Genomic DNA, 19,093 nt, shown 5'->3' with positions numbered 1-19,093 from the left:
GGGAATGAAGATGCTGATTGCCGGGGCGGGCGGTGTGCTCGGGAAGGAACTCGTGCGCCAGGCCCTGGCGCGGGGCAACGAGGTCCGTGCGCTGGTCCTTTCCCGCCGGGAACTGGCCGGGCTCGATCATCCGCTCCTCGAAATCCGGGAGGCGGACGTCACCCGGCCCGAGACGCTTCGGGGTGTCTGCGACGGGTTTGACCGGGTGATCTCATGCGTCGGCATCACCCGGCTCAAGGGCCGCCTGACGCACGACGACGTGGATTTTCGCGGAAACCTGAACCTGCTGCGCGAGGCCGAGAAGAGCCGCGTCGGCAAGTTCGGCTTCATCTCGCCCGCGGGCACGCCGGAGGGGCGCCGGGAGGCGCCGTTGCTGGCCGCGAAGCACCGGTTCGAGACGGCCCTGCGCGCGTCCGCGGTGCCGTGGGTGATCTTCCGGTCGGGCGGCTTTTTCTCCGACCTGGCGGAGATGAAAAAGATGGCCGCGCGCGGACCGCTGTTCGTCATCGGGCGCGGCGTGGAAAAAAGCACGCCCATCCACGTCGTAGACCTGGCGGCCATCATGTTGGCCGATATGGAAACGGTGATCTATGAGGTCGTCGAGGCGGGCGGCCCGGAGCACTTGAGCTGGCTGGATATCTGCCGTACCTGCTTCGAGGTGCAGAACCGGCCGCCGCGGATCGTCCGCGTACCGGCGGGGGTTTGCCGGGCGACGCTGGCCGTGCTTCGGCCTTTCTCCCCGCGGCACCATGCCATGGGGCGGCTGCTGTTGTTCATGTCCACGCGCGACGTGTGTTCGCCGCCGCGCGGCCGCGTGACGCTGCGCGAGTACCTGCAAGGCGCGGACGGCCGCGCCCAGGCTTAAGAAATCTTAAGAATTACGCCATGGCGGGCGCCGGGTGTGCTGTCCTACGCTGGTCTTCGGAATCGGCGTGGTTTAGCCTGCATGGATGACGCGTCTTCTTCACAGCCTGCGGCCCTGGAAACGGGGCCTGGTGTTCCTGCTCCTGGGGGCGACCGGAATGCCCGGAACGGGCGTTGCGGCTCATCCCGAGCCTGGCCCGGCCGAGGCGGCCGTGGACCGGCCCGGGCCGGTGGTCGCAATGGCCCAAGGAAAAGAAGGTGGAACTGCTCAACACGGCCGTCATCGGCGGGATGGCCCTGTACGGCCTGCTCTTCTGGGGATACGGCGGGCACGCATTTCAGTTCGTCAACGAGGGCTGGTTTCAGCAGGACAGCATCCACGGCGGGGCCGACAAGCTGGGCCACGCGTTCAGCACGTATGTGGGCACCATGAGCTACGGCGCGGTATACGAGAAGTGGGGCTACGACCGCCACGTGGCCTCTCGGCTCGGAGCCCTGTCCGGCTTCGCCACGTTTTTCATGATCGAGTTCGGGGATGCCTTCAGCAACCACGGCTTTTCCCTGGAAGACCTCGCGGCGGACGCGGTGGGCGCCCTGTGGGGATATCTGCGGCGGGAGCATCCGGCCCTGCGGGGGTTGGTGGATTTCCGGGTTTCGTACTTCCCGTCCTGGGGCTCCCTCAACGGCCATACCACGGATTACATCAGCGACTACTCCGGCTTCACGTATCTGCTGGCCTTCAAGGGCCGCGGGGTGGAGGCCCTGTCCTCGACCTGGCTGAAGTATCTCGAATTCCATGCCGGGTACTACACGCGAGGCTACGAACCGCAGGATTGGTGCCACTACGGCGATCCGCACCGCGTCCTGTACGCCGGGATCGCCTTGAACCTGTCGGACCTGGTGCGGAAGACCGGGTGGCGCAAGACGGCGACTTTCCTGGAGTTCTACCAGCCGCCCTGGACCGAGCTTTCAACGAGTTACAACATGGACCGGTGATGTACGACGCCCCTCCAGTTTGCCAGCCGGGGCGGCCGATCCGCCGCCTGCTCGTCTTTTTCACCCTGCTGTTCCTGGCGATCTATGGCTCCGGGTGCATGACGTTTCAGCACCCCAAGGACCATTGGATCGCGCCCGACAAGGCCGGGCATTTCATCAGCTTCGGCCTGATGGGCGCGGCGGCGGCCGCCGCCGCTGAACACAACGGCCGGTCGGATGCGCAAACCTTCTTCATCGGCGTGGGAACCGCCACGGGCCTGGGTGCGGTCAAGGAATGGGTGGATGAAAAGCCGCTGGGGAAATACTTCAGCGGGAAGGACCTCGTCTTCGATTTTCTCGGGGGCGTGGTGGGCAGCCTGATCGTACTCGGGGCCGAGTAACACGCATGAAAGATCCTGTCATGACCCGTCCCGCCTTCGTCCACCTACTTCTTGTCGCCGCCTTCCTCTGGGTCGGCGAGATGGTCCGCCGCGACCTGTGGACGCCGGACGAGGTGCGCTACGCGTATGTCGCGGACGAGATGCGCGCCGGCGGCCACTGGCTGGTCCCGCACCGGAACGGCGAGGTCTACGTGGACAAGCCCCCGCTGCTCTTCTGGCTGAACAACGCGTTTTCCCGGCTCACCGGCCTGCCCATTGGCCGCGTGACCTCGCGCCTGCCCGGCTTCCTCGCGGGCCTGGCGACGCTCTGGATGGTCGCGCGCCTGGCCGAACGCTGGCGCGGCCCGGCGGCCGCCTGGCCCGCCGTGCTGGTGCTGTGCACGAACTACCTCTTCTGGCATGAAATCGGGTTCGGCCGGATCGACGGCCTTCTGCTGGGCCTGACTACCGCGGCGATCTACCTGCTGGTCCGCAACGACGACGCCCCGGGCCTCTGGCGGCCGGCCCTGGCCTATGCCTGCATGGGCCTGGCTATCCTGGCGAAGGGGCCCGTCGGGTTTTTCGTCCCTGCCGGCGCCTACGCGGCCCTGCGCTGGGCGGCCGGAGAGGGGCGATGCCTGAAGAAATGGCACTGGCTGTGGGGTCCGCTGATCACCCTGACTTTCCCGGCGGCCTGGCTGGGCCTGGTCTGGTGGCAGGGTGCGCCGGAGGGATACTTCCGCGCCGTGCTCTACCAGCAGAACATCGCGCGCGCTGCCGGCGAACTGGGCCACGAGCAGCCCTGGTACTATTTCCTGGCCACCTTGCCCGCGGACCTGTTCCCGTGGACCTTGCTCCTTCCGGCCGCGTGCCTGGCCGTGGCCCGCGACCCCGAGACCCGGGGATCCCGCCGTCGACTCGCCGGCTGGATCCTGTTCGTGATCGTCTTCTTCACGTTGAGCCACAGCAAGCGTCACATCTATATCCTGGGAGCGTTTCCCGCTGTGGCGATTCTTCTGGGCGGCGCGTGGGCGGACATGGCGCGCTCGCCCGGGGGATGGATCAAGTTCGGCGTCTACGCCTTCCTGGGCGTGTACCTGGTCGCCGGCATCGGTTGCCTGGCCGCCGGCCTTTTCCCGCGACTTCCCATCCCGGCGGCTTCCCTCTGGCCCGTGGGCCTCGCGGCCCTGGGCGGCGCGGCCTGGATGATCGCGGAACTGCGCCGGCGCGGGATTTCCCTCCGCGTGTTCTACGCGATCGCCGCGACCATGTTCCTCGTCCAGTGGGGCGTCGGAACATGGATTTATCCTGCTATTAACCCACTCAAGACCCCAACAATCCTGGTCCACGAGGCGCAGGCGAAAATCCCGCCGGGCCATCCCCTGCTGATCTACCAGTACAACGGGGAAATTTTCGCCTACTATGCCCGGCGGCCCGGGCGCGTGTGCCGGTCCGTCGAGGAACTCGAGGCCGCCATGCGCCGCGAGGGGCGCGGCATAGCCGTCTTCCTGGAGAAGGACTGGGACGCGGTCCACCAGAACCTGCGCGTCCCGGGAACCGCCCGCCCGTTCAAAACAGGCGGCAAGGAACTGATTCAATACGACTACGATGCCGGGCCCGCGGGCGCTTGACGCGGCGCGGATATCTGTAAAACTCAATCCCGGTCACGGAGAATACAACATGAAATCATTCATCGCCGAGCTGTCCCACCCCATGGTGATCCTGGGCTACCTGGGCCAGGCGCTTTTCTTTTCCCGTTTCCTGGTGCAGTGGATCGCCTCCGAGCGCAAGGGGCAGTCCACCGTGCCCGTTGTTTTCTGGTATCTCTCCATCGGCGGCGGGGCGCTGCTGTTGTTCTACGCGCTGTGGCGGAAGGATCAGGTGATTATCCTCGGCCAACTGGTCGGGGTGTTCGTCTATGTCCGGAATCTCATGCTGATCCGGCGTCACAAGGCCGCGGCCGCGGGCCCCGCCGCGGGGTAGGGACAGGTTAGTCCCCCGTCGCTTCTTTCCCGCCTTCCCGGAACCGCACGAAGGCGCCGACGAGCGTGGCGAGGGGGAGGACCTCCGTGAAGGGGATCGTGCAATAGATCCCCGCGGCCAGCGCGCAGAGCCAGGCGTGCTTCCGCTCCAGTCCGAGCGCCGTGCCCATCCAGTACCCCGCCGCGCCGCCGAGCGGGATCCCGAGGACCAGCCCGATCGGCCCGAACGTGGCCAGGTCCACGAGGTCGATGACGATCCCCGCCAGGATCGGCCCGAACGCGCGGTTCAGCCGCCGGGCCAGCGGCGCGCGCGCATTCTGTTCCACGGGCAGGTTCATGGAAGAACGATAGCACAAGGAAACAGTGGAATGCACGAATGTAGGGGCGCCGCTTGCCGGCGCCCGGAATGGGCATTTAATTCAACGAGGCTTCGCAAGCGAAGCCCCTACGCAGGTAAAGCCCCTCCGTGGTTAATCCTTCCGCACCCGGAAGTACGCCCGGGGCGCGTCGCCCGTCGCGGGAATCTGGAGCACCGGCTCCGTCGCCGCGCTGGTCGAGAGATTGATCCACTCCGGAGGCGCGAGCTCGAGCGTGCGCTGCAGGATGTAATAATGTCCCGCTTCGCCCTGCACCCGGATCGTCCAGTCGGCCGGATCGGCGCCGACGCCCTGTAATTCCGGCGCGGGCCCCGACGGGGTCTCGCTCATGACCGCCTGGATCGCCGCCGCGTCGAGCGCGACGTTGTAGATGCGGACGTCGTCCAGTAGGCCCCGCAGCGGTGAATAGGCATTCGGCGGATTGGCCCCGAGCCAGATTTCGACCGCCGGGCCGGCGGTCAGTTCGCCGGTCTTGGCCGCGCTGCCGACCTCCGCGCCGTCCAGGAACAGGCGCAGCGTGCTGCCATTGTACGTCATCGCCGCGTGGTGCCAGGCATCCAGCGCGAGGTTCCCGCTCGACGCGATCAGCGTCGTGGTGCTCCCGCCGGCCTTCAGCCGCGCGCGAAGGCGGCGGTCCGCGCCGACCGTGGTCAGGGACAGCATCCAATAATGGTCCTGCTCCGCGCCGCCGACGGCCTTGGACACGAGCCGCGCGTCGGTCTCCGCGAGCGCCGGGTCCAGCTTGACCCACGCGCAGATCGTCAGCGCCGTGCCCGCGATGTCCCACGCGCCCGCGTTGACCCGGTCGTCCGCGCCGTCGAAGGACAGGGCATTGTCCTTTGTCCCCGCCGTCCACGCCGCGCCGGAGACCAGGCCCGTGTGGCCGCTCCCGCTGGAGTCCGCGGCAATCGTCCCGAACCGTTCGTCCAGCCGCCAGTGCGCCACCGCGCCGAATTGCAGCAGGACGAACGACGCCTCCGCGACCGCGCTCGGCGTCAGCCCGCCGCGGAACGCCCGCGCCTTGACGGTCGCGGAATTCGTCAGCTCGATCGCCCCGCCGTAGGCCGCGTCCGATTCGTCCGGGTCGGAGCCGTCGAGCGTGTGCCGGATCACCACGCCCGTCGTCGCGCAGGCAAGGGTCACGGCCTGCGTGCCCATGAACGAGCCGCCGGGCGGCGCGATTGTCGGGGCCAGCGCCTGCGGCCCGAAGAACGCTGCCGAGGCCACCGCGCTGGGCGCGTAATCGACCTTGAATCCGCGCGCCTTGAGCGTCACGGAGGTCGTCACCGCCAGCGCGTTGGAATAGAGAACCGACGGGCCGGGCTGGTTCGTCGGCGTCGAGCCGTCCGCCGTGTACCAGATCTCCGCGCCGGCGGTGGCGCAGGTGAGCGTGATGGAAAGCGGCTCGTCGAACACGCCGCCGTTCGGCGCGATCACGGGCCGGGCGACGGTCGGCTCGCCGGAGGGCGAGTCGTTCCGCCAGACGTGCAGCTTTGTGTAGTCGTCGTAGGCGATGCTGACGAGGTCCGGGTCGCCGTCGGCATCGAGATCGAAGGCCCGCGCGCCGAGATGGCTCTCGCGGCCGGAGCCGACCTCGTGGACGGTGAACGCGCCCGCGCCGTCATTTTCCCACAACTGGATCTTTTCCGTGCCGCGGTGCTCGGCGAGGGACAGGTCCATGTCGCCGTCCCGGTCGAAGTCCGCGGCGTCCAGGCTGTTCATCGTGTATTGCGTCGCGATCGTGCGGCGCGTCCAGCCGGCGTTGGTCGGGCCGGCGGCGGGCTGCTCCCACCAGCAGGCCAAGGCGTCCGCTGCCGCGCCGGAGTTCTCTTCCGTGGCGACGATGTCCGGCCGGCCGTCCCCGTTGAGGTCCGCGATCGCGCAGCGGTCGGGCCAGTCGGCCTCCGCGAACGAGCCGATGGTGAACACGGGCCAGTTCCCCGACCCGTCGCCGGGATTCCGCGCCCACAGAACCGTCTTGCCGCCGCCGCTGGTGAAGGCGACGTCGAGATCCGTGTCGCCGTCCAGGTCCGCGACGCCGATGCCCTCGTCGGAATCGTTCGCGCAGACGAGGGTGCGCGGCCAGGAGCCCGCGCCGGGCGAGGCCGGAATTTCGAAGGTGTACACGCCCTGCATGGTTGAGAGCACGATCTCCTCGCGGCCGCCGGCGACGACCTGCGCGAGCCGGTAGCCCTGGAAGCCCTCGGCGTGGTCGCTGCGCGGCACGTCGCCGAACAGGACCGGCGCCGCCCAGCCCGTCGCGCCCGCGTCCGTGGCCTCGATCCAGTAGAGATCGATCCGGCTGCCGCCCGCGTTGTCCTGCAGGCCCAGCAGGTCGGCCCGGTCGTCGCCGTCCACGTCCGCGGCCATGAACAGGTGCCCGCCGCTGAAGGCCGTCGGGCGCGTCCACGCGCCGGTCATCGCGCCGCCGGGATTCCGGTAGAAGTACGGCCCGCTGACGAGGTCCAGGTCGCCGTCGCCGTCCGCGTCCGCTGCGTCGAGGCCGAACGTGCGGACGTGGTCGGCGCCCGCCTCGATGTAATACCAGAAGTCCAGGCTCGGCGGGCCGCCGGCGTTGTTGCGGTAGATCCAGGTCGGGGCCGAGTCCCAGTTGTAGATGCCGACGATGTCCGGGTCGCCGTCGTTGTCGATGTCGCCCATCTCCGCGCTGTAGCTGCCGTCGGACTGGATGACGTGCTCGCTCCACGCCAGGCCCGCGCCGTCGTTGAGCATCAGCTTCAGCCCGCGATGCGTGGAACTGGCCATGCCGCCGACGAGCAGATCGTCGTCGCCGTCGAGGTCCCAGTCCGCGGCCTGCAGGTTGTGGCAGTAATCCACCGTGACCACCGCGCGACCCGTCCACGTGCCGTCCACAAGCGGGGTGGGCGAGCGGTACCACGTCACCGCGTAGCCCGCGCGCTCGGACTGGGAGAAGGCGACGTCGTTCGAGCCGTCGCCGTTGAAGTCGCCCACGACCACCTTGCACGAGTTGGCCGTCCAGTCGCCGGTCTGCGTGAACCAGGCGGCATCCACGGTCTTGTTCGTGTAGTACGCCGCGACGCGGCAGGCGGCGGGGGAGTTCGGCGTGGGGAACCAGAATCCGTTCAGGATGATGTCCGGATCGCCGTCGTTGTCCAGGTCGCCGGCCTCCATGCCCTCGTGCGCGGCATGGCTGATCAGCACCTCGGTCCACGTCCCGCCCGCCTCCTGCAGCCAGAGCTGGGTCCGGCTGTCCATGCGCATCGCGACGTCCTTGAGATCGTCGCGGTCGAAATCCGCGACGACGATATCCTTGACGTACTCGAGGCTGTTGCCGATGAGACGCTGGGTCCAGTTGGAGCCGCCGCCGAGATTCTCGTACCAGACGGCGATGCCGGCCCCGTCGGAGGATGGGCTGTCGCCGAGCCGCGTGATCACGTCGAGGTCGTCGTCGTTGTCCAGGTCCGCGACCTTGAAATCGTCCGCGCGGGGATAGGTGTACGTGCCGGTGATGGAAACGAGCACGGTGCGCGCCCAGTCCGGGGCCATGAACACCTGGATGCTGGTCTGGCCCTCCTGGACGCCGATCACGTCGTTGAGCCCGTCGCCGTTGACGTCGCCGACGTCGCGCTCGTAGGCGAAGTAGGTGTCGTCCAGGATCACCTCCTGGAAATTCAGCTCCGCCCAGGCCGCGTTCCCGGCCAGCAGGGTGGCGATGAAGGCCGTCAACCGTTTCATGGCGAACAAGATACACCGACGGCCCCGGAGCGGCTAGGCGGTGAGAAAAAAAATATCGGCCCGTCCGGCAATTCCGGAAAAAGGGCGTAAGGTATTGATAATGAAGAAGGCCACCTATTACCCGGGTATCATCAACGCCGTGCAGGAGCCGATCATCGTCATTGACCGGCGGATGCGGATCGTGGATTCGAATGCCGCGGCGCAGAAGGCCTTCGGCAAGGATGCGGCGGCTTTACTTGACTGTCCCTGTCACCAGGTGGCGCACGGCCTGACGCATCCGTGCTCCGAAAACGGATTGGACTGTCCCGTGCGCGAGGTGTTCGAAACAGGCCGCTTCGTACGCGCCGTGCATCGGCACCCGCGGGCCGACGGAACGGCGGTGTGGGAGGAAATCCTGGCCTCGCCGCTGCGCAACGAGCAGGGCGAGATCGTGGCCGTCGTCGAGGAACTGCGCGACCTGACCGAGGTGCTTCGGCATCGAAACCTGGTCAAGGAATTGCAGGCGCAGGTCCGCCGGCTCGAGGGCATCCTGCCCATCTGCGGCCACTGCAAAAAGATCCGGAACAAGTCCGGCGCCTGGGAAGAAGTCGAGGTCTACGTCAAGGACCGGACCGACGCCGACTTCTCGCACAGCATCTGCCCCGACTGCATGGCGAAGCACTACGCGGAATTCAAGGCCTAGATCCTCCGCCCGTGCCGCCACCAGAGCCCCGTGCATTCGGGCAGGATAACGCCGCGCCCATCCTCGACGATCTTCGACGCGGTCTCGTTGCCGAAGAAAAACCGGGCCAGCCGCTCGCCCTCGGCGCGGTCCCGGAACCGGTAGTCGGTCCGGATCCAGGCTTGTTGGAATCCCTTTTTAGTAAGGTGCGAGAAATAGGTGGCCAGCTTGTCCGGTGGATGCGGCTCCGTGAAGCCGGTCCCGAGGGTCTCGATGAGGATCACGGTTCCGCCCGGCTGCCGCACGCGTTCCATCTCCGCCAGCGCGCGGCGCAGTTCCGGTTCCGGATTCTTCGTCGCGATGTAGCAGAGGCTCCAGCCCGCGATCGCGACATCGGCCGACGCGGTTTCGGCCGGGACACAACGCGAGTCCGCCGCGGCCACGCTCCAGTTCTTCAAGCCCATCCCGCGCAGCCGGGCGACCGCCACTTCGAGCATGTGGGCCGAAAGATCGTAGGCCCGGATGGATTTCACGAGCGGCGCCAGCAGGCCGGTCAGGCGGCCGGTTCCCGCGCCGAAATCCACCACGTCCAGGCCGCGGAACGGGACGATCTTTTCCAGCGCCGGCAGGAGGTTCCCCTGGTAATCCTCCCGGGACACCAGTTCCTCGTATTCGGCGGCGTGCCGGCGATAGATTTCCTCGTGGTCGGGCATGGGGGCGCATCGTAGGGACGACACGGTGCAACGTCCAGCCGTGAGCACTGGAGGCGGGGGCGCCCCGCCTCCCATGTTTACCTCCTCCGGTGGCGCGAATAATCCTCTGGCCGCCGCACCGCGTTGAGGCGTAAAGTCCAAGCTTGTCGCGCCGGATGGGCCCATAGCTCAGTTGGTCAGAGCAGGGGACTCATAATCCTCTGGTCGTAGGTTCGAGTCCTACTGGGCCCACCCGGCGTGATCCTGCTATGGGGCGGGCTCGCGGAGTTCGCTCCTCCAAAGACCGATACGAAGATGGAGGGCGGAGCTCCCGCGACGTCGGTCCTGTAGTTCCGCCGCTCTGTCGGCGGAAGCTCCGGCGGCGGAGCGCCGGAGCTACAGGGCGTCGCTCTCCACCCGGTTCCGTTGCACACCGAGGCCCTCGATGGCGACCTCGACCTCGTCGCCGGGCCGCAGCAGGACCGGGGGCTTGCGCGCGGAACCGATGCCGCCCGGCGTGCCGGTGGAGAGCACGTCGCCGGGTTCGAGCGTCATGGCGGCGCTTGCGTAGGCGATCAAATACGCGAGCTTGAAGATCATGTCCGATGCGCGGGCGTCCTGTAGGAGCTGCCCGCGGATCTTCGAGGTCAGCCGCAACACGTACGGGTCGGGCACCTCGTCCGCGGTGACGAGGAACGGGCCGAGCGGGCAGAACGTGTCCCGGCTCTTCGCGCGGAACCACTGGCCGTCGGCGCGCTGCGCCGCGCGGTCGGTGACATCGTCGAGGATCGTGTAGCCCGCGACGCAGGACATCGCGTCGCCTTCAGAAAGGTTCCGCGCCGTCTTTCCGATGACGGCGGCGAGTTCGACCTCGACGTCCGCTTCGGCGTCGGCGGGTAGGCGAATGGCGTCGTACGGCCCGACGAGCGCGGTCGCGGCCTTGGCGAAGAGGATCGGGCGGTCGGGCGTCTTCGAATCGAACTCCGCGATGTGATCGCGGTAGTTCTTGCCGAGGCAGATGATCTTGCCGGGGCGCGCGACGGGCGGGCCGAGGCGGACGCCTTCCGCGGGAACGATCTTCCGGTTCTTTTCCGCGAGCAGGCCGCGCAGGCGCTCCAGGCCCCAGCGCGAGAAGAAGTGCGCGTCGTAGTCCTCAATGTCGAAGGCCATGGCTCGGACATCGAGGATGCCGGGGGTGTCGTCCAGCCACACGCCGGGGCGCTCCTGTCCGGGCGGACCGAATCGCACGAGCTTCATGAGGGTTCCTCCCGGCGCGGCTTGGAGACCGCCTGACCTTCGGGCCCGAGCGCGGCGCGCGACGAGCCGGCCTCCGCGAGGACCTGGTCGGCCGTGCGGAAGTGGCACTTCGCGACGTCGAGCAGGAGTGGCGGCCCCTTCGACTTCACGAGCTGGACGGCGACGGCGCGGACGGCGTCGGACGCGCCCTTGGGGATGGTGACGTTGTACTGCTTGCCGATCTGCTGGAGCGCGCGGACGAAGCCGGCGCGCGCGACGATGGAGGCGGCGGCGACGGCGGGATCGGACTCCGCGCGCGGCCGCTGCTCGAGTTTTATTTTCCGGCCCTTCTTCATCAGGGCCTGCTCGATCTGGCGCTTCGGGCCGAACTGGTCGGCGACGGCGCGGGGGCAATCGGGCACGCGCTCCAGGACATTTTCGATGGCGCGGGCGTGGCCCCAGGCGAGGATCCGGTTGACGTTGCCCATACTCGCGTAGAGGCGGTTGTAGGCGCGGGGCCCGATGGCGATGAGGGCGAAGCGGCCGGCGACGGCCCTGCGGATGGCCTCGTCGAGGTCGAGCGCCTTGCGCTCGCTGGTGATGGTCTTGCTGTCGCGGACGTTCATGTCGCGGAAGAGGCGGACCAGGCGCTCGTCCACATAAACGGCGGAGATGACGAGGGGGCCGAAGAAGTCGCCCTTGCCGCTCTCGTCCACGCCGATATGGGGCTGGAAGACCTCCGGCTGGCGGACCTCCTCGTAGCCCAGCCGGGCCTCTCCGAGCACCTGGGGCTCGAGTACGAATTCGACCCACTCCCGGGCGCCCTTGCCCTGGACTAGGCATTTCCCGCTCTTGTACAAGGAGATACGGCAATCCTGTCCCTCGGCGGCCACCGTGGCGTGGGGGATGGTCAGGGGAGCGTAATTCCCGGCGCGGAGCAGGCGCGTCAGCACTTCCTGTTGCGCCGGGGTCAGCAGGATGGTAAAAGAGGTCTGTGGCGTCATGGGTGGCACTCTATCAGAGGACGACCGGCCCTGGCAACAGGGTGGCGGGGTGTAAAAAAAGCGCTTCTATGGCAAATATACCTGTTGACGGTTTGGGGAGGGGTAGGGTAGGTTTCTGTCATACGTGAGTTTCCAGAAGCCATGAAGAAGGAGAGTCTCGCTTTTCGGGATAAGGGTATTTACGTATCAAGACCAAGCTGGAGGAAGGGCGAATGAAAAAAATCGGAATGACCGTGTTGGTGGCGGTGGTGGGTCTGGCCATGCTGGCCCCGACGGGTATGGCCGCGGAGAAGAAGGCGAAGAAGGCGAAGAAAGCGGACAAGCCGGCCGCCGAAGCTCCGGCGGTGGCCCAGGTAACCCAAGCCGAGTTGGCCCAGATGATGGTCAAGATTCTCGGCCTGGCGCGCTTCCTCCCGGTGGCGCCGAGCGACCAGCAATGCTACGCCATCCTGCTGGACAACAGCATCTCGCCGGCCGAGGGCTGGGCGGGCGACAAGGTGGTGACGAAGGCCGACCTGGCACGCGTGATCGTGCAGGCGCTCAAGAAGCAGGGCGAGATCGAGAATCCCGACGACCCGAAGGAATGGATCGACTACCTGAAGAGCCTCGGCGTCCCGATGGATTCCGTCGGCGAGGCGGTCTCCTATCTCGAGCCCCTGCCCGAGCCGGTCGCGACGCACGTGGCCGCGGCGAACGTGGACCCGCTGGTCAAGCGGCACCGTTTCAATCCTGTGGACGAAATGCAGTACGGCGTGGACATGGAATACGTCGTTCGCGTGTTCAGCCAGTTTGAATTCATCAACGGCGAGTTCCGTCCGCTGACGCCCGATTGAAGCCGGCGGCGCAAGGCAACCATTCCTTATTATGAGGAGGCGAGCGAGCATGAAACGAACAGCGTGGGTATTCGTGGCGGTGGGCATCCTGATGGTTCTGGGTGAAGTGGCGGGGGCCCTGGAAGGCGTCAAGCCGTACCAGATCATCAACCGTTTGCGCCTGGAGTACGACGACAACATCTACCAGGAAGAAACGGACAAGAACGACAGCGTCAAGATCATCGAGGAAATCGAGATCATGCTGAACTACCGGCTGGAGCAGACGTTCATGAGTCTGCGCTACCGGCCTTCGTTCGTGTGGTGGAGCGACCGGGAGCCGGATGACACCGATCTGAACCACGAGTTCGACCTGGTCCTGAACCACGTGTTCACCCCTCGCCTGGCCTTGAGCGCCATCGATACCTTTCGCCGCGGCGAGCAGCCCGAGCTGACGGATCGGGACGTCGTGGTGCGGGAGAAGGATGACTTCATCTACAACACGGCCAACGGCACGTTGAGCTACATGTTCCGTCCCCAGACCCGCCTGGACGTCGCCGGCCGCTACATCCTGATGCGGTACGACGACAGCACGGTCTCGGACACGGACGATTTCGACCTGCTGGTCGGCGGGCTCACGCTGCGGCACCAGCTCGTGCCCGAGACGGCCCTGCTCGGCGAGCTGCGCATGGAGGATGTGGATTACGAGGGTCCGGATCGCGGCTCGCAGACGCTGTCGGCCGGCGCGGGCGCGGAGCACACCTTCAGCCCGAACCTCATTGCCATCCTGCACGGCGGGTTCCAGGAGAAGTCGTATAACGACGACGACTTGGGCGACGATTCCGCGCCGTACGTGGACGCGGCCCTGACCTTCGTGCCTTCGCCGGCCACGCGGCTCTCGCTGGGCGGCGGCTACTCGCTGTTTGAAACCGACGTGTTCCCGTATGCGAACCAGACCCGCGCCCGCGTCTACGCGAGCCTGGCGCACGACTTCACGGCGAAGATCTCGTTCTACTTGAGCGGCTCCTACTCGGACGGCGAGTATGATGCCGACGATTCCATCGAGCCCGGCCAGGTCACGGACGGAAACGAGCAGATTCTGCTGGTCAGTGCCCGGGCCACGTACCAGCTGAATCGGTCCAACTGGCTGGAAGCCGGGTGGCAGTACCAGGACTTCGAATCGGACCTGGAAGACAGCACGGGCGCCACGTTGCGTCAATCGTACGACCGCAACCGGTTGAGCCTGGGCTGGAAGATTCAATTCTGATTGGCCGGGCGCTCGGCGCCCGGGTAGAGGGTCGTCAAGGATTCAAGGCGCTGGCAGGGCGAGGGGCCTTGCCGGCGCCCTTTTTCAGAGAGTACGCTCATGGAACAGCCGAAGGAAGAGCAACTGCATTTTCTTGACTACTGGCGCGTCATCCGGTCGCGCAAGGAAATCATCCTCGCCGTGACGCTGCTGGTGGTTCTCACCGGCGTGGCGTTCACGCTGATCCTTCCCAAGAAGTACATGGCCGACGCGCGCATCCTGGTGCGCGAGGACACCATGGACGTCGACGTGTTCGAGAGGCAGTATATTCCCCAGTACAATCCCTTCTTCCTGCGCACCCAGTATGAAATGATCCAGTCGCGCCAGATCCTGTACCTGGTCATGAACAACCTGAACCTGCAGCAGGTGTGGGGCGAACAGCTCAACGAAGACGGCTCGCCCCTGGACCGCGAGACCACCTACATGCAATTGAGCCGCAGCATCAAGGTGGAGCAATTCCGGGACACGAGCCTGATCACCGTCCAGGCGTACCGCGAGAGCCCGGAGGAAGCCGCCCAGATCGCGAACGAAATCGCCGCGGTGTACCGTGACCAGCGCCTTTCCAACAAGCGACGGGAGGTCAAGCGCGCGGTGGAGGCCCTCGAGCAGGAACTGAAAAAGCAGCAGGACAAGGTGGACGAGGCGGAACAGGAAGTGGAGCGCATCCGCACGGAGCTGGGCCTGTCGATCATCGGGCAGGGTATCGCGAGCTTCAGGGCGGACAAGCTGCGCCTGCAGCAACTCGAGGCGGACCGCATCGCCTCCCGGGTGGATATGTTGCAGCGGAAAGCGCGGTTGGACCAGCTGGAGGCCCTGTCGGGCGAGGAGCTGATGTCGGCCTCGGCCTACATCGTGCAGGACCAGGTGCTGACCACCATCCGGGCGCAGCTGATCGATTCCGAGGTCAGCCTGAAAGTCATGCTGGAGAGCTACGGGCCCAACCATCCCGAGGTCAAGCGGCTCCAGGCGGGGGTGGACGAGCTGAACAAGAAGTTGACCAGCGCCTTGAGCGGGCTCAAGAAGGGCGTGCGCGCGGAGTACGAGGTGGCTCTTTCCCGCGTCAACGCCCTGGAAACCGAGTTGCAGCAGGCCCGGGCGGCGGACATCGAGACCGAGCGCGAGAGTTACCTGCCGTTCCAGCGGGCCGAACGGGAAATGCTGGTCCAGCGTGAAATCCTCAACGCCTTGCGCGCCCGGGTGGCGCAGCAGGGCATCGAGATGGAAGTGCCGCGCACGCCCGTGGAACTGATCGATCCGGCCGAGCCGCCCTCGCGGCCGGTCAGCCCCAACCTGATCCTGAACCTGATCTTGAGCATCATCCTCGGCTTGGGCGCCGGGGTCGGCCTGGCTTACTTCATCGAGTACCTGGACACGTCCGTGAAGACCGTGGACGACGTCGAGCACTACTTGAGCCTCCCCGTCCTGGGCGTCATCCCGCAGAAGGTGCGCCCGCTGACGGAAGAGGGCCCGGACAGCCCCCACGCGGAGGTCTACCGCGTGCTCAAGACCAACATGCAGTTTGCCAACAAGGGCGTCTCCGGCGGGGCCTACGCGATGGTCAGCGGCGGCGTCGGCGAGGGCAAGTCCACCACGCTCTTCAACCTCGCGTACGTCTGCGCGCAGTTGGGCGAGAAGGTGCTGATCGTGGACTCCGACCTCCGGCGGCCCGTGCAGCACACCTTCCTCAAGGCGTCCAACCGCTTCGGCCTCACGAACGTGCTCATGCGGGACGTGCCGATCGAGGAAACCATCAAGACGACCAGCGTGCCGAACCTGCACTTCCTGCCCAGCGGCAAGCTGCCGCGCTCGTCGTTCGGCCTGCTGGACTCCCAGCGGATGCGCGAGCTGATCAAGAACCTCAAGGCCCGTTACGATTACGTCTTCTTCGACTCGCCCCCGATCATGGGCGTCACGGACGCCTCCATCCTGGCCAGCGAGGTCGACGGGGTCATGCTGGTGGTGCAGTACCGCAAGTATCCGCGCCAGATTTCCCTGCGGGCCAAGCGCATGCTGGAGAACGTCGGCGGCAACGTGCTGGGCGTGATCCTGAACAACATCAATATCTTGCGGGATGATTATTATTACTATTATCATTCCTACTACTCACATTACGAGCCGTCGGAAGAGGCGCGGGCGGAGGAATCCGGGACCCCGTCGTCTTCCAAGAAAGACGTGCTCTAAACAGGAAACCGGACCGTGAAACGCTTGAACCTTCTCCTCGCCCTGTTCCTGGTGGTGGCCGCCGGCGGATGCACCCGCCTCAAGACGAAGCCCGGGGAAATCGTCCTGCCGTCGGGCGCCCGCATGCCGCCGGCCGCGGCCCCGGCGTCTCCGGCCGCAGTGGACCCCGCGGCCACCGCCACGGGCGCGGTGGCGTCCGCGAACGTGGCGGCCCCGTCCGCGGAGGAACCGCGCCGCTCCTGGTGGCAAAGAAAGCCCAGGGCGTCCTCGGATGCTCCGGCCGCGGTTCAAACCCCGCCCCCCGAGCCCGCCCCGGCGGCCGCCGAGACGCGCCGTCCGTGGTGGAAGAAGGCCCCCAAGGAACCCGCGGTGTCGGGCGTGGCGACGACCAAGCCCGTCCGGGTGTATCGCATGAAGACGGGGGACCCCATCGTCATCGCCCTGCGCGGCATCCCCGGGTATCCCGGTGGCCAGCAGAACATCGAGGGCATCCTTGACGAGAACGGGTGCATCAACCTTCCGTTCCTCAACGTGGTGCAGGCCGCGGGCAAAACCCCCTCCGAGCTCGAGCGCGAAATCCGCGACCGGTATATCAACGAGGGCTATTACCGCGATCTCGGGGTCAACATCATCATCCCGAGCCAGGGGTACTTCGTGAGGGGCGAGGTCCGCGGGCCCGGCCGCTTCCAGCTCGTGGGCGGGACGACGATTCTCCAGGCCATCGCCGCCGCGGGAGGCTATACCGAGTTCGCCAATTCGCGCCGCGTGGAACTGTTGCGCGGCGAGCAGCGCTTCGTGGTCAACATGCGCGAGATCGAGAAGAATCCCGCGCGAGACAAGGAACTCGAATCGGGAGATGTGATCATTGTGCCCCGAAGCGCGTTCTGACCGGGTTCCCTTCCGCGATGACGGAGGCGGGGAGCGGCGCCGCCGGCGCACGGCGCTTCCCATTTCGCGGCGCCAATCCTTGTACGAGTGGACCGCGCTGGCTTTCCTGATGGCGGGCCCGTTGCTGGGCGCGGTGCTGTTCGGCGCCGTGCGCCTCTGGTCCATCGGGCCCCTCCTGATGCTGGCCTGGCTGGGCATCGCCCTGTTCCTGGCCCGGCCGCTGCTGCGGCCCGAGTTGCAGTTGCTCCAGGTGCCGCCCGGCGGCGTGATGGGAATCCTCTTCTTCCTGTACTCGCTGGCCATCCTTCCTTTCTCGGCGGTGCCGTACGAGGCCCGCATCGAAATGCTGAAGGTCGGCGGCTACGTCGGGGCGTACTGGGCCTGGACCGAGTTGGCGGCCCGGCGCAGCCGCTGGCGCCTGATCATCGGGATCACCCTCTTCGTGGTCACCCTGATCGGCTGGTACGCGGTGATCCAGTATGCCCATGACTCGCGGATGGTGCTCAACCTGGAGCGGCCGGAGCAGTACGGCCTGCGCGCGAGCGGCACGTACTTCTGCCCGAACCATTTCGCCAACCTGGTCGCCATCGTCCTGCCGTTCGCCCTGGCGCTGGCGGCGCTTCCCGCGGCCGGCCTGCCGCTCCGCCTGCTGGCGGGCTACACGCTGCTCCTGCTGCTGCCCGTGCTGTACCTGACCGAGTCGCGTAGCGGCTGGCTCGGCGCCGCCGCCGGCCTGGGCCTGGCCGCGGCGCTGATCGCCCTGCGCCGCAGCGTGAAGCGGTTCGTCACGATGCTGGTGGTGTTGCCGGTGCTAGCCCTCGCCTTGGGGGCGGCGTTGTGGAGCGTATCGCCTATGGTGCGCGAACGCGTCAAGGGTGCCATGGTCCACGATCCCGACAGCGCGGTGCAGGCGCGGTTCGACGTCTGGCGCGACACGCTGCCGATGATCCGCGAGAAGCCGTGGCTGGGCCACGGCCCGGGCAGCTACCGCTGGGTGTATCCCCGCTTCCGCTCGCACAACTTCGCCCTGCTCATCAACTACGCGCACAACGAGTACCTCCATTTCGCGTCCGACTACGGCCTCGTCGGCCTCGCCTTCATGCTGGCCGTGGCGGGGACCGGCCTGGCCGGGTTCCTCCGCCTCCTGCGCCGCGTCGAACGCGACAAGGACGCCTACTTCATCGCCGCGCTCTGCGGCAGCGTCGCCGCCGCCGCCGTGCACGCCGTCTTCGACTTCAACCTCCACATCTATTCCAACAACCAGGTGCTGGTCCTGCTTGCCGGCGTCACCGCGTCCGGCTTGTATGCCTCCGGCGCCCTGCGGCCCCGGGCGATCCGCGGTGCCGGCGCCCGCGCGGTCTGGGGCGGCGGCCTGGCGGTCGTGCTGGTCCTCTTCCTCGTGACGTTCCGGACGGCGCTCTCCTACGGGCTGCACCATTTCGGGGAACAGCGCCGGGAGCGGCTCGAGATGGAACCCGCCCGGCGCCTGCTGGAACAGGCCCGGGCCGTGGATCGGGCCAACTGGCGGCCCTGGTTGAGCCTGGGCCACCTCCATCGGACCGGCGCCTTCTGGGCCCTCGACGGCGAGGAGAAGAAGCGCCAGGCCGGCCTGGCCCTCGAGTGCTATGACAAGGCGCGCGTCCGGAATCCGCTGGACATGATGGTCCTCTTCGGGCTCGCCCGCACGGACGACGCGCAGGGCCGGAAGGAAGAAGCCCTGGCCCGCCTGATCGAGATCAACCGGATGGACCGGAACAACATGTTCTTCCTGCCGCAGCTCGGTCTTCAACTCCGGAACATGGGCCGCGACGAGGAGGCCCTGTCGGTCTTCCGCGAGGCCGCAAGCCGGTGGTCGGACGAGATGATTCTGATCAACATCCGGCTGCTCGAACGGCGCCTGGCCAAGCGCGCCGCGGCCCCCCTTTCGCCCTGACCGTCCTCGCCCGCGGCGGGCCGGCGGAATCCCCGCCGGTTTTTTTGATAGCGCCGGGCCTGCTCTTTCTCCATCATGGCGGCATCGA

The 19,093-nt window shown here is 66.9% G+C and carries 16 protein-coding genes and 1 tRNA gene; 12 read left to right on the top strand and 5 right to left on the bottom strand.

The genetic code is table 11. From position 1 onward, the window contains the following. Nucleotides 1-4 precede the first annotated feature (4 nt). The 5 genes from KA248_05635 to KA248_05615 all read left to right on the top strand — a co-directional run bounded on the left by KA248_05635 (nucleotide 5) and on the right by KA248_05615 (nucleotide 4,202). Nucleotides 5-865 (top strand): NAD(P)H-binding protein, encoded by an 861-nt coding sequence (locus KA248_05635; GenBank protein ID MBP7829378.1) that lies wholly within the window; start codon nucleotides 5-7, stop codon nucleotides 863-865. Nucleotides 866-1,038: 173 nt separating this feature from the next. Continuing rightward, nucleotides 1,039-1,860: a DUF2279 domain-containing protein gene (locus KA248_05630; protein MBP7829377.1), complete on the top strand. Its 822-nt coding sequence runs from the start codon at nucleotides 1,039-1,041 to the stop codon at nucleotides 1,858-1,860. Then, complete coding sequence (locus KA248_05625) at nucleotides 1,857-2,240, top strand: hypothetical protein (GenBank protein ID MBP7829376.1); 384 nt, start codon at nucleotides 1,857-1,859, stop codon at nucleotides 2,238-2,240. Before KA248_05630 ends, KA248_05625 begins: the two co-directional genes overlap by 4 nt. 5 nt (nucleotides 2,241-2,245) lie before the next feature. Further along, the gene (locus KA248_05620; protein ID MBP7829375.1) at nucleotides 2,246-3,850 is read left to right on the top strand and encodes a glycosyltransferase family 39 protein; all 1,605 of its coding nucleotides are present in this window, start codon (nucleotides 2,246-2,248) and stop codon (nucleotides 3,848-3,850) included. Between the two features lie 49 nt (nucleotides 3,851-3,899). Then, entirely contained in the window at nucleotides 3,900-4,202 is a 303-nt protein-coding gene (locus KA248_05615) for a lipid-A-disaccharide synthase N-terminal domain-containing protein (GenBank protein MBP7829374.1), read from the top strand. A 7-nt stretch (nucleotides 4,203-4,209) separates the two neighbouring features. On the opposite strand, the gene KA248_05610 is transcribed toward KA248_05615, so the two are convergent. Next, nucleotides 4,210-4,527, bottom strand: coding sequence for a hypothetical protein (locus KA248_05610; protein MBP7829373.1), 318 nt, complete (start codon nucleotides 4,525-4,527; stop codon nucleotides 4,210-4,212). 144 nt (nucleotides 4,528-4,671) lie between these two features. Next, nucleotides 4,672-8,295: a VCBS repeat-containing protein gene (locus KA248_05605; GenBank protein ID MBP7829372.1), complete on the bottom strand. Its 3,624-nt coding sequence runs from the start codon at nucleotides 8,293-8,295 to the stop codon at nucleotides 4,672-4,674. Nucleotides 8,296-8,395: 100 nt separating this feature from the next. Here KA248_05605 and KA248_05600 point away from each other — a divergent pair, with 100 nt between their 5' ends. Then, entirely contained in the window at nucleotides 8,396-8,977 is a 582-nt protein-coding gene (locus KA248_05600) for a PAS domain-containing protein (GenBank protein MBP7829371.1), read from the top strand. Here KA248_05600 and KA248_05595 read toward each other — a convergent pair. After that, a complete protein-coding gene (locus KA248_05595; GenBank protein MBP7829370.1) occupies nucleotides 8,974-9,669 on the bottom strand; it encodes a methyltransferase domain-containing protein in 696 nt (231 codons plus the stop codon). The two genes, KA248_05600 and KA248_05595, sit on opposite strands and share 4 nt — an antisense overlap. Nucleotides 9,670-9,826: 157 nt before the next feature. Between KA248_05595 and KA248_05590 the strand changes: the two genes are divergently transcribed. Further along, nucleotides 9,827-9,900: transfer RNA gene (locus KA248_05590), tRNA-Ile, on the top strand. Nucleotides 9,901-10,044: 144 nt separating this feature from the next. Here KA248_05590 and KA248_05585 read toward each other — a convergent pair. Continuing rightward, nucleotides 10,045-10,905, bottom strand: a complete 861-nt coding sequence (locus KA248_05585) for a fumarylacetoacetate hydrolase family protein (protein ID MBP7829369.1) — start codon at nucleotides 10,903-10,905, stop codon at nucleotides 10,045-10,047. After that, nucleotides 10,902-11,888, bottom strand: a complete 987-nt coding sequence (locus KA248_05580) for a ribonuclease HIII (protein MBP7829368.1) — start codon at nucleotides 11,886-11,888, stop codon at nucleotides 10,902-10,904. The genes KA248_05585 and KA248_05580 overlap by 4 nt, the downstream gene beginning before the upstream one ends. 212 nt (nucleotides 11,889-12,100) lie before the next feature. On the opposite strand from KA248_05580, the gene KA248_05575 reads away from it, so the two are divergent. From KA248_05575 to KA248_05555, 5 genes are all read left to right on the top strand, one after another. Next, a complete protein-coding gene (locus tag KA248_05575; GenBank protein ID MBP7829367.1) occupies nucleotides 12,101-12,721 on the top strand; it encodes a hypothetical protein in 621 nt (206 codons plus the stop codon). A gap of 49 nt (nucleotides 12,722-12,770) precedes the next feature. Then, a complete protein-coding gene (locus tag KA248_05570; GenBank protein MBP7829366.1) occupies nucleotides 12,771-13,964 on the top strand; it encodes an outer membrane beta-barrel protein in 1,194 nt (397 codons plus the stop codon). A 99-nt stretch (nucleotides 13,965-14,063) separates the two neighbouring features. Next, entirely contained in the window at nucleotides 14,064-16,184 is a 2,121-nt protein-coding gene (locus tag KA248_05565; protein ID MBP7829365.1) for a polysaccharide biosynthesis tyrosine autokinase, read from the top strand. Nucleotides 16,185-16,199: 15 nt separating this feature from the next. Further along, nucleotides 16,200-17,072: a polysaccharide export protein gene (locus KA248_05560; GenBank protein ID MBP7829364.1), complete on the top strand. Its 873-nt coding sequence runs from the start codon at nucleotides 16,200-16,202 to the stop codon at nucleotides 17,070-17,072. A 79-nt stretch (nucleotides 17,073-17,151) separates the two neighbouring features. Further along, nucleotides 17,152-19,005: an O-antigen ligase family protein gene (locus KA248_05555; GenBank protein ID MBP7829363.1), complete on the top strand. Its 1,854-nt coding sequence runs from the start codon at nucleotides 17,152-17,154 to the stop codon at nucleotides 19,003-19,005. Nucleotides 19,006-19,093: the final 88 nt, after the last annotated feature.

The sequence above is a fragment of the Kiritimatiellia bacterium genome (assembly GCA_018001225.1).
Classification (GTDB): domain Bacteria; phylum Verrucomicrobiota; class Kiritimatiellia; order CAIQIC01; family JAGNIJ01; genus JAGNIJ01.
The sequence above is the reverse complement of the archived record's forward strand: the minus strand, read 5'-3'. Positions and strand labels throughout refer to the sequence as shown.

Excerpts from the sequence above, each read along its gene's own strand:
- KA248_05635 (MBP7829378.1), top strand. The coding sequence starts at position 5 with ATGAAGATGCTGATTGCCGGGGCGGGCGGTGTGCTCGGGAAGGAACTC.
- KA248_05620 (MBP7829375.1), top strand. The coding sequence starts at position 2,246 with ATGAAAGATCCTGTCATGACCCGTCCCGCCTTCGTCCACCTACTTCTT.
- KA248_05615 (MBP7829374.1), top strand. The coding sequence starts at position 3,900 with ATGAAATCATTCATCGCCGAGCTGTCCCACCCCATGGTGATCCTGGGC.
- KA248_05605 (MBP7829372.1), bottom strand. The coding sequence starts at position 8,295 with ATGAAACGGTTGACGGCCTTCATCGCCACCCTGCTGGCCGGGAACGCG.
- KA248_05600 (MBP7829371.1), top strand. The coding sequence starts at position 8,396 with ATGAAGAAGGCCACCTATTACCCGGGTATCATCAACGCCGTGCAGGAG.
- KA248_05595 (MBP7829370.1), bottom strand. The coding sequence starts at position 9,669 with ATGCCCGACCACGAGGAAATCTATCGCCGGCACGCCGCCGAATACGAG.
- KA248_05585 (MBP7829369.1), bottom strand. The coding sequence starts at position 10,905 with ATGAAGCTCGTGCGATTCGGTCCGCCCGGACAGGAGCGCCCCGGCGTG.
- KA248_05580 (MBP7829368.1), bottom strand. The coding sequence starts at position 11,888 with ATGACGCCACAGACCTCTTTTACCATCCTGCTGACCCCGGCGCAACAG.
- KA248_05575 (MBP7829367.1), top strand. The coding sequence starts at position 12,101 with ATGAAAAAAATCGGAATGACCGTGTTGGTGGCGGTGGTGGGTCTGGCC.
- KA248_05570 (MBP7829366.1), top strand. The coding sequence starts at position 12,771 with ATGAAACGAACAGCGTGGGTATTCGTGGCGGTGGGCATCCTGATGGTT.
- KA248_05565 (MBP7829365.1), top strand. The coding sequence starts at position 14,064 with ATGGAACAGCCGAAGGAAGAGCAACTGCATTTTCTTGACTACTGGCGC.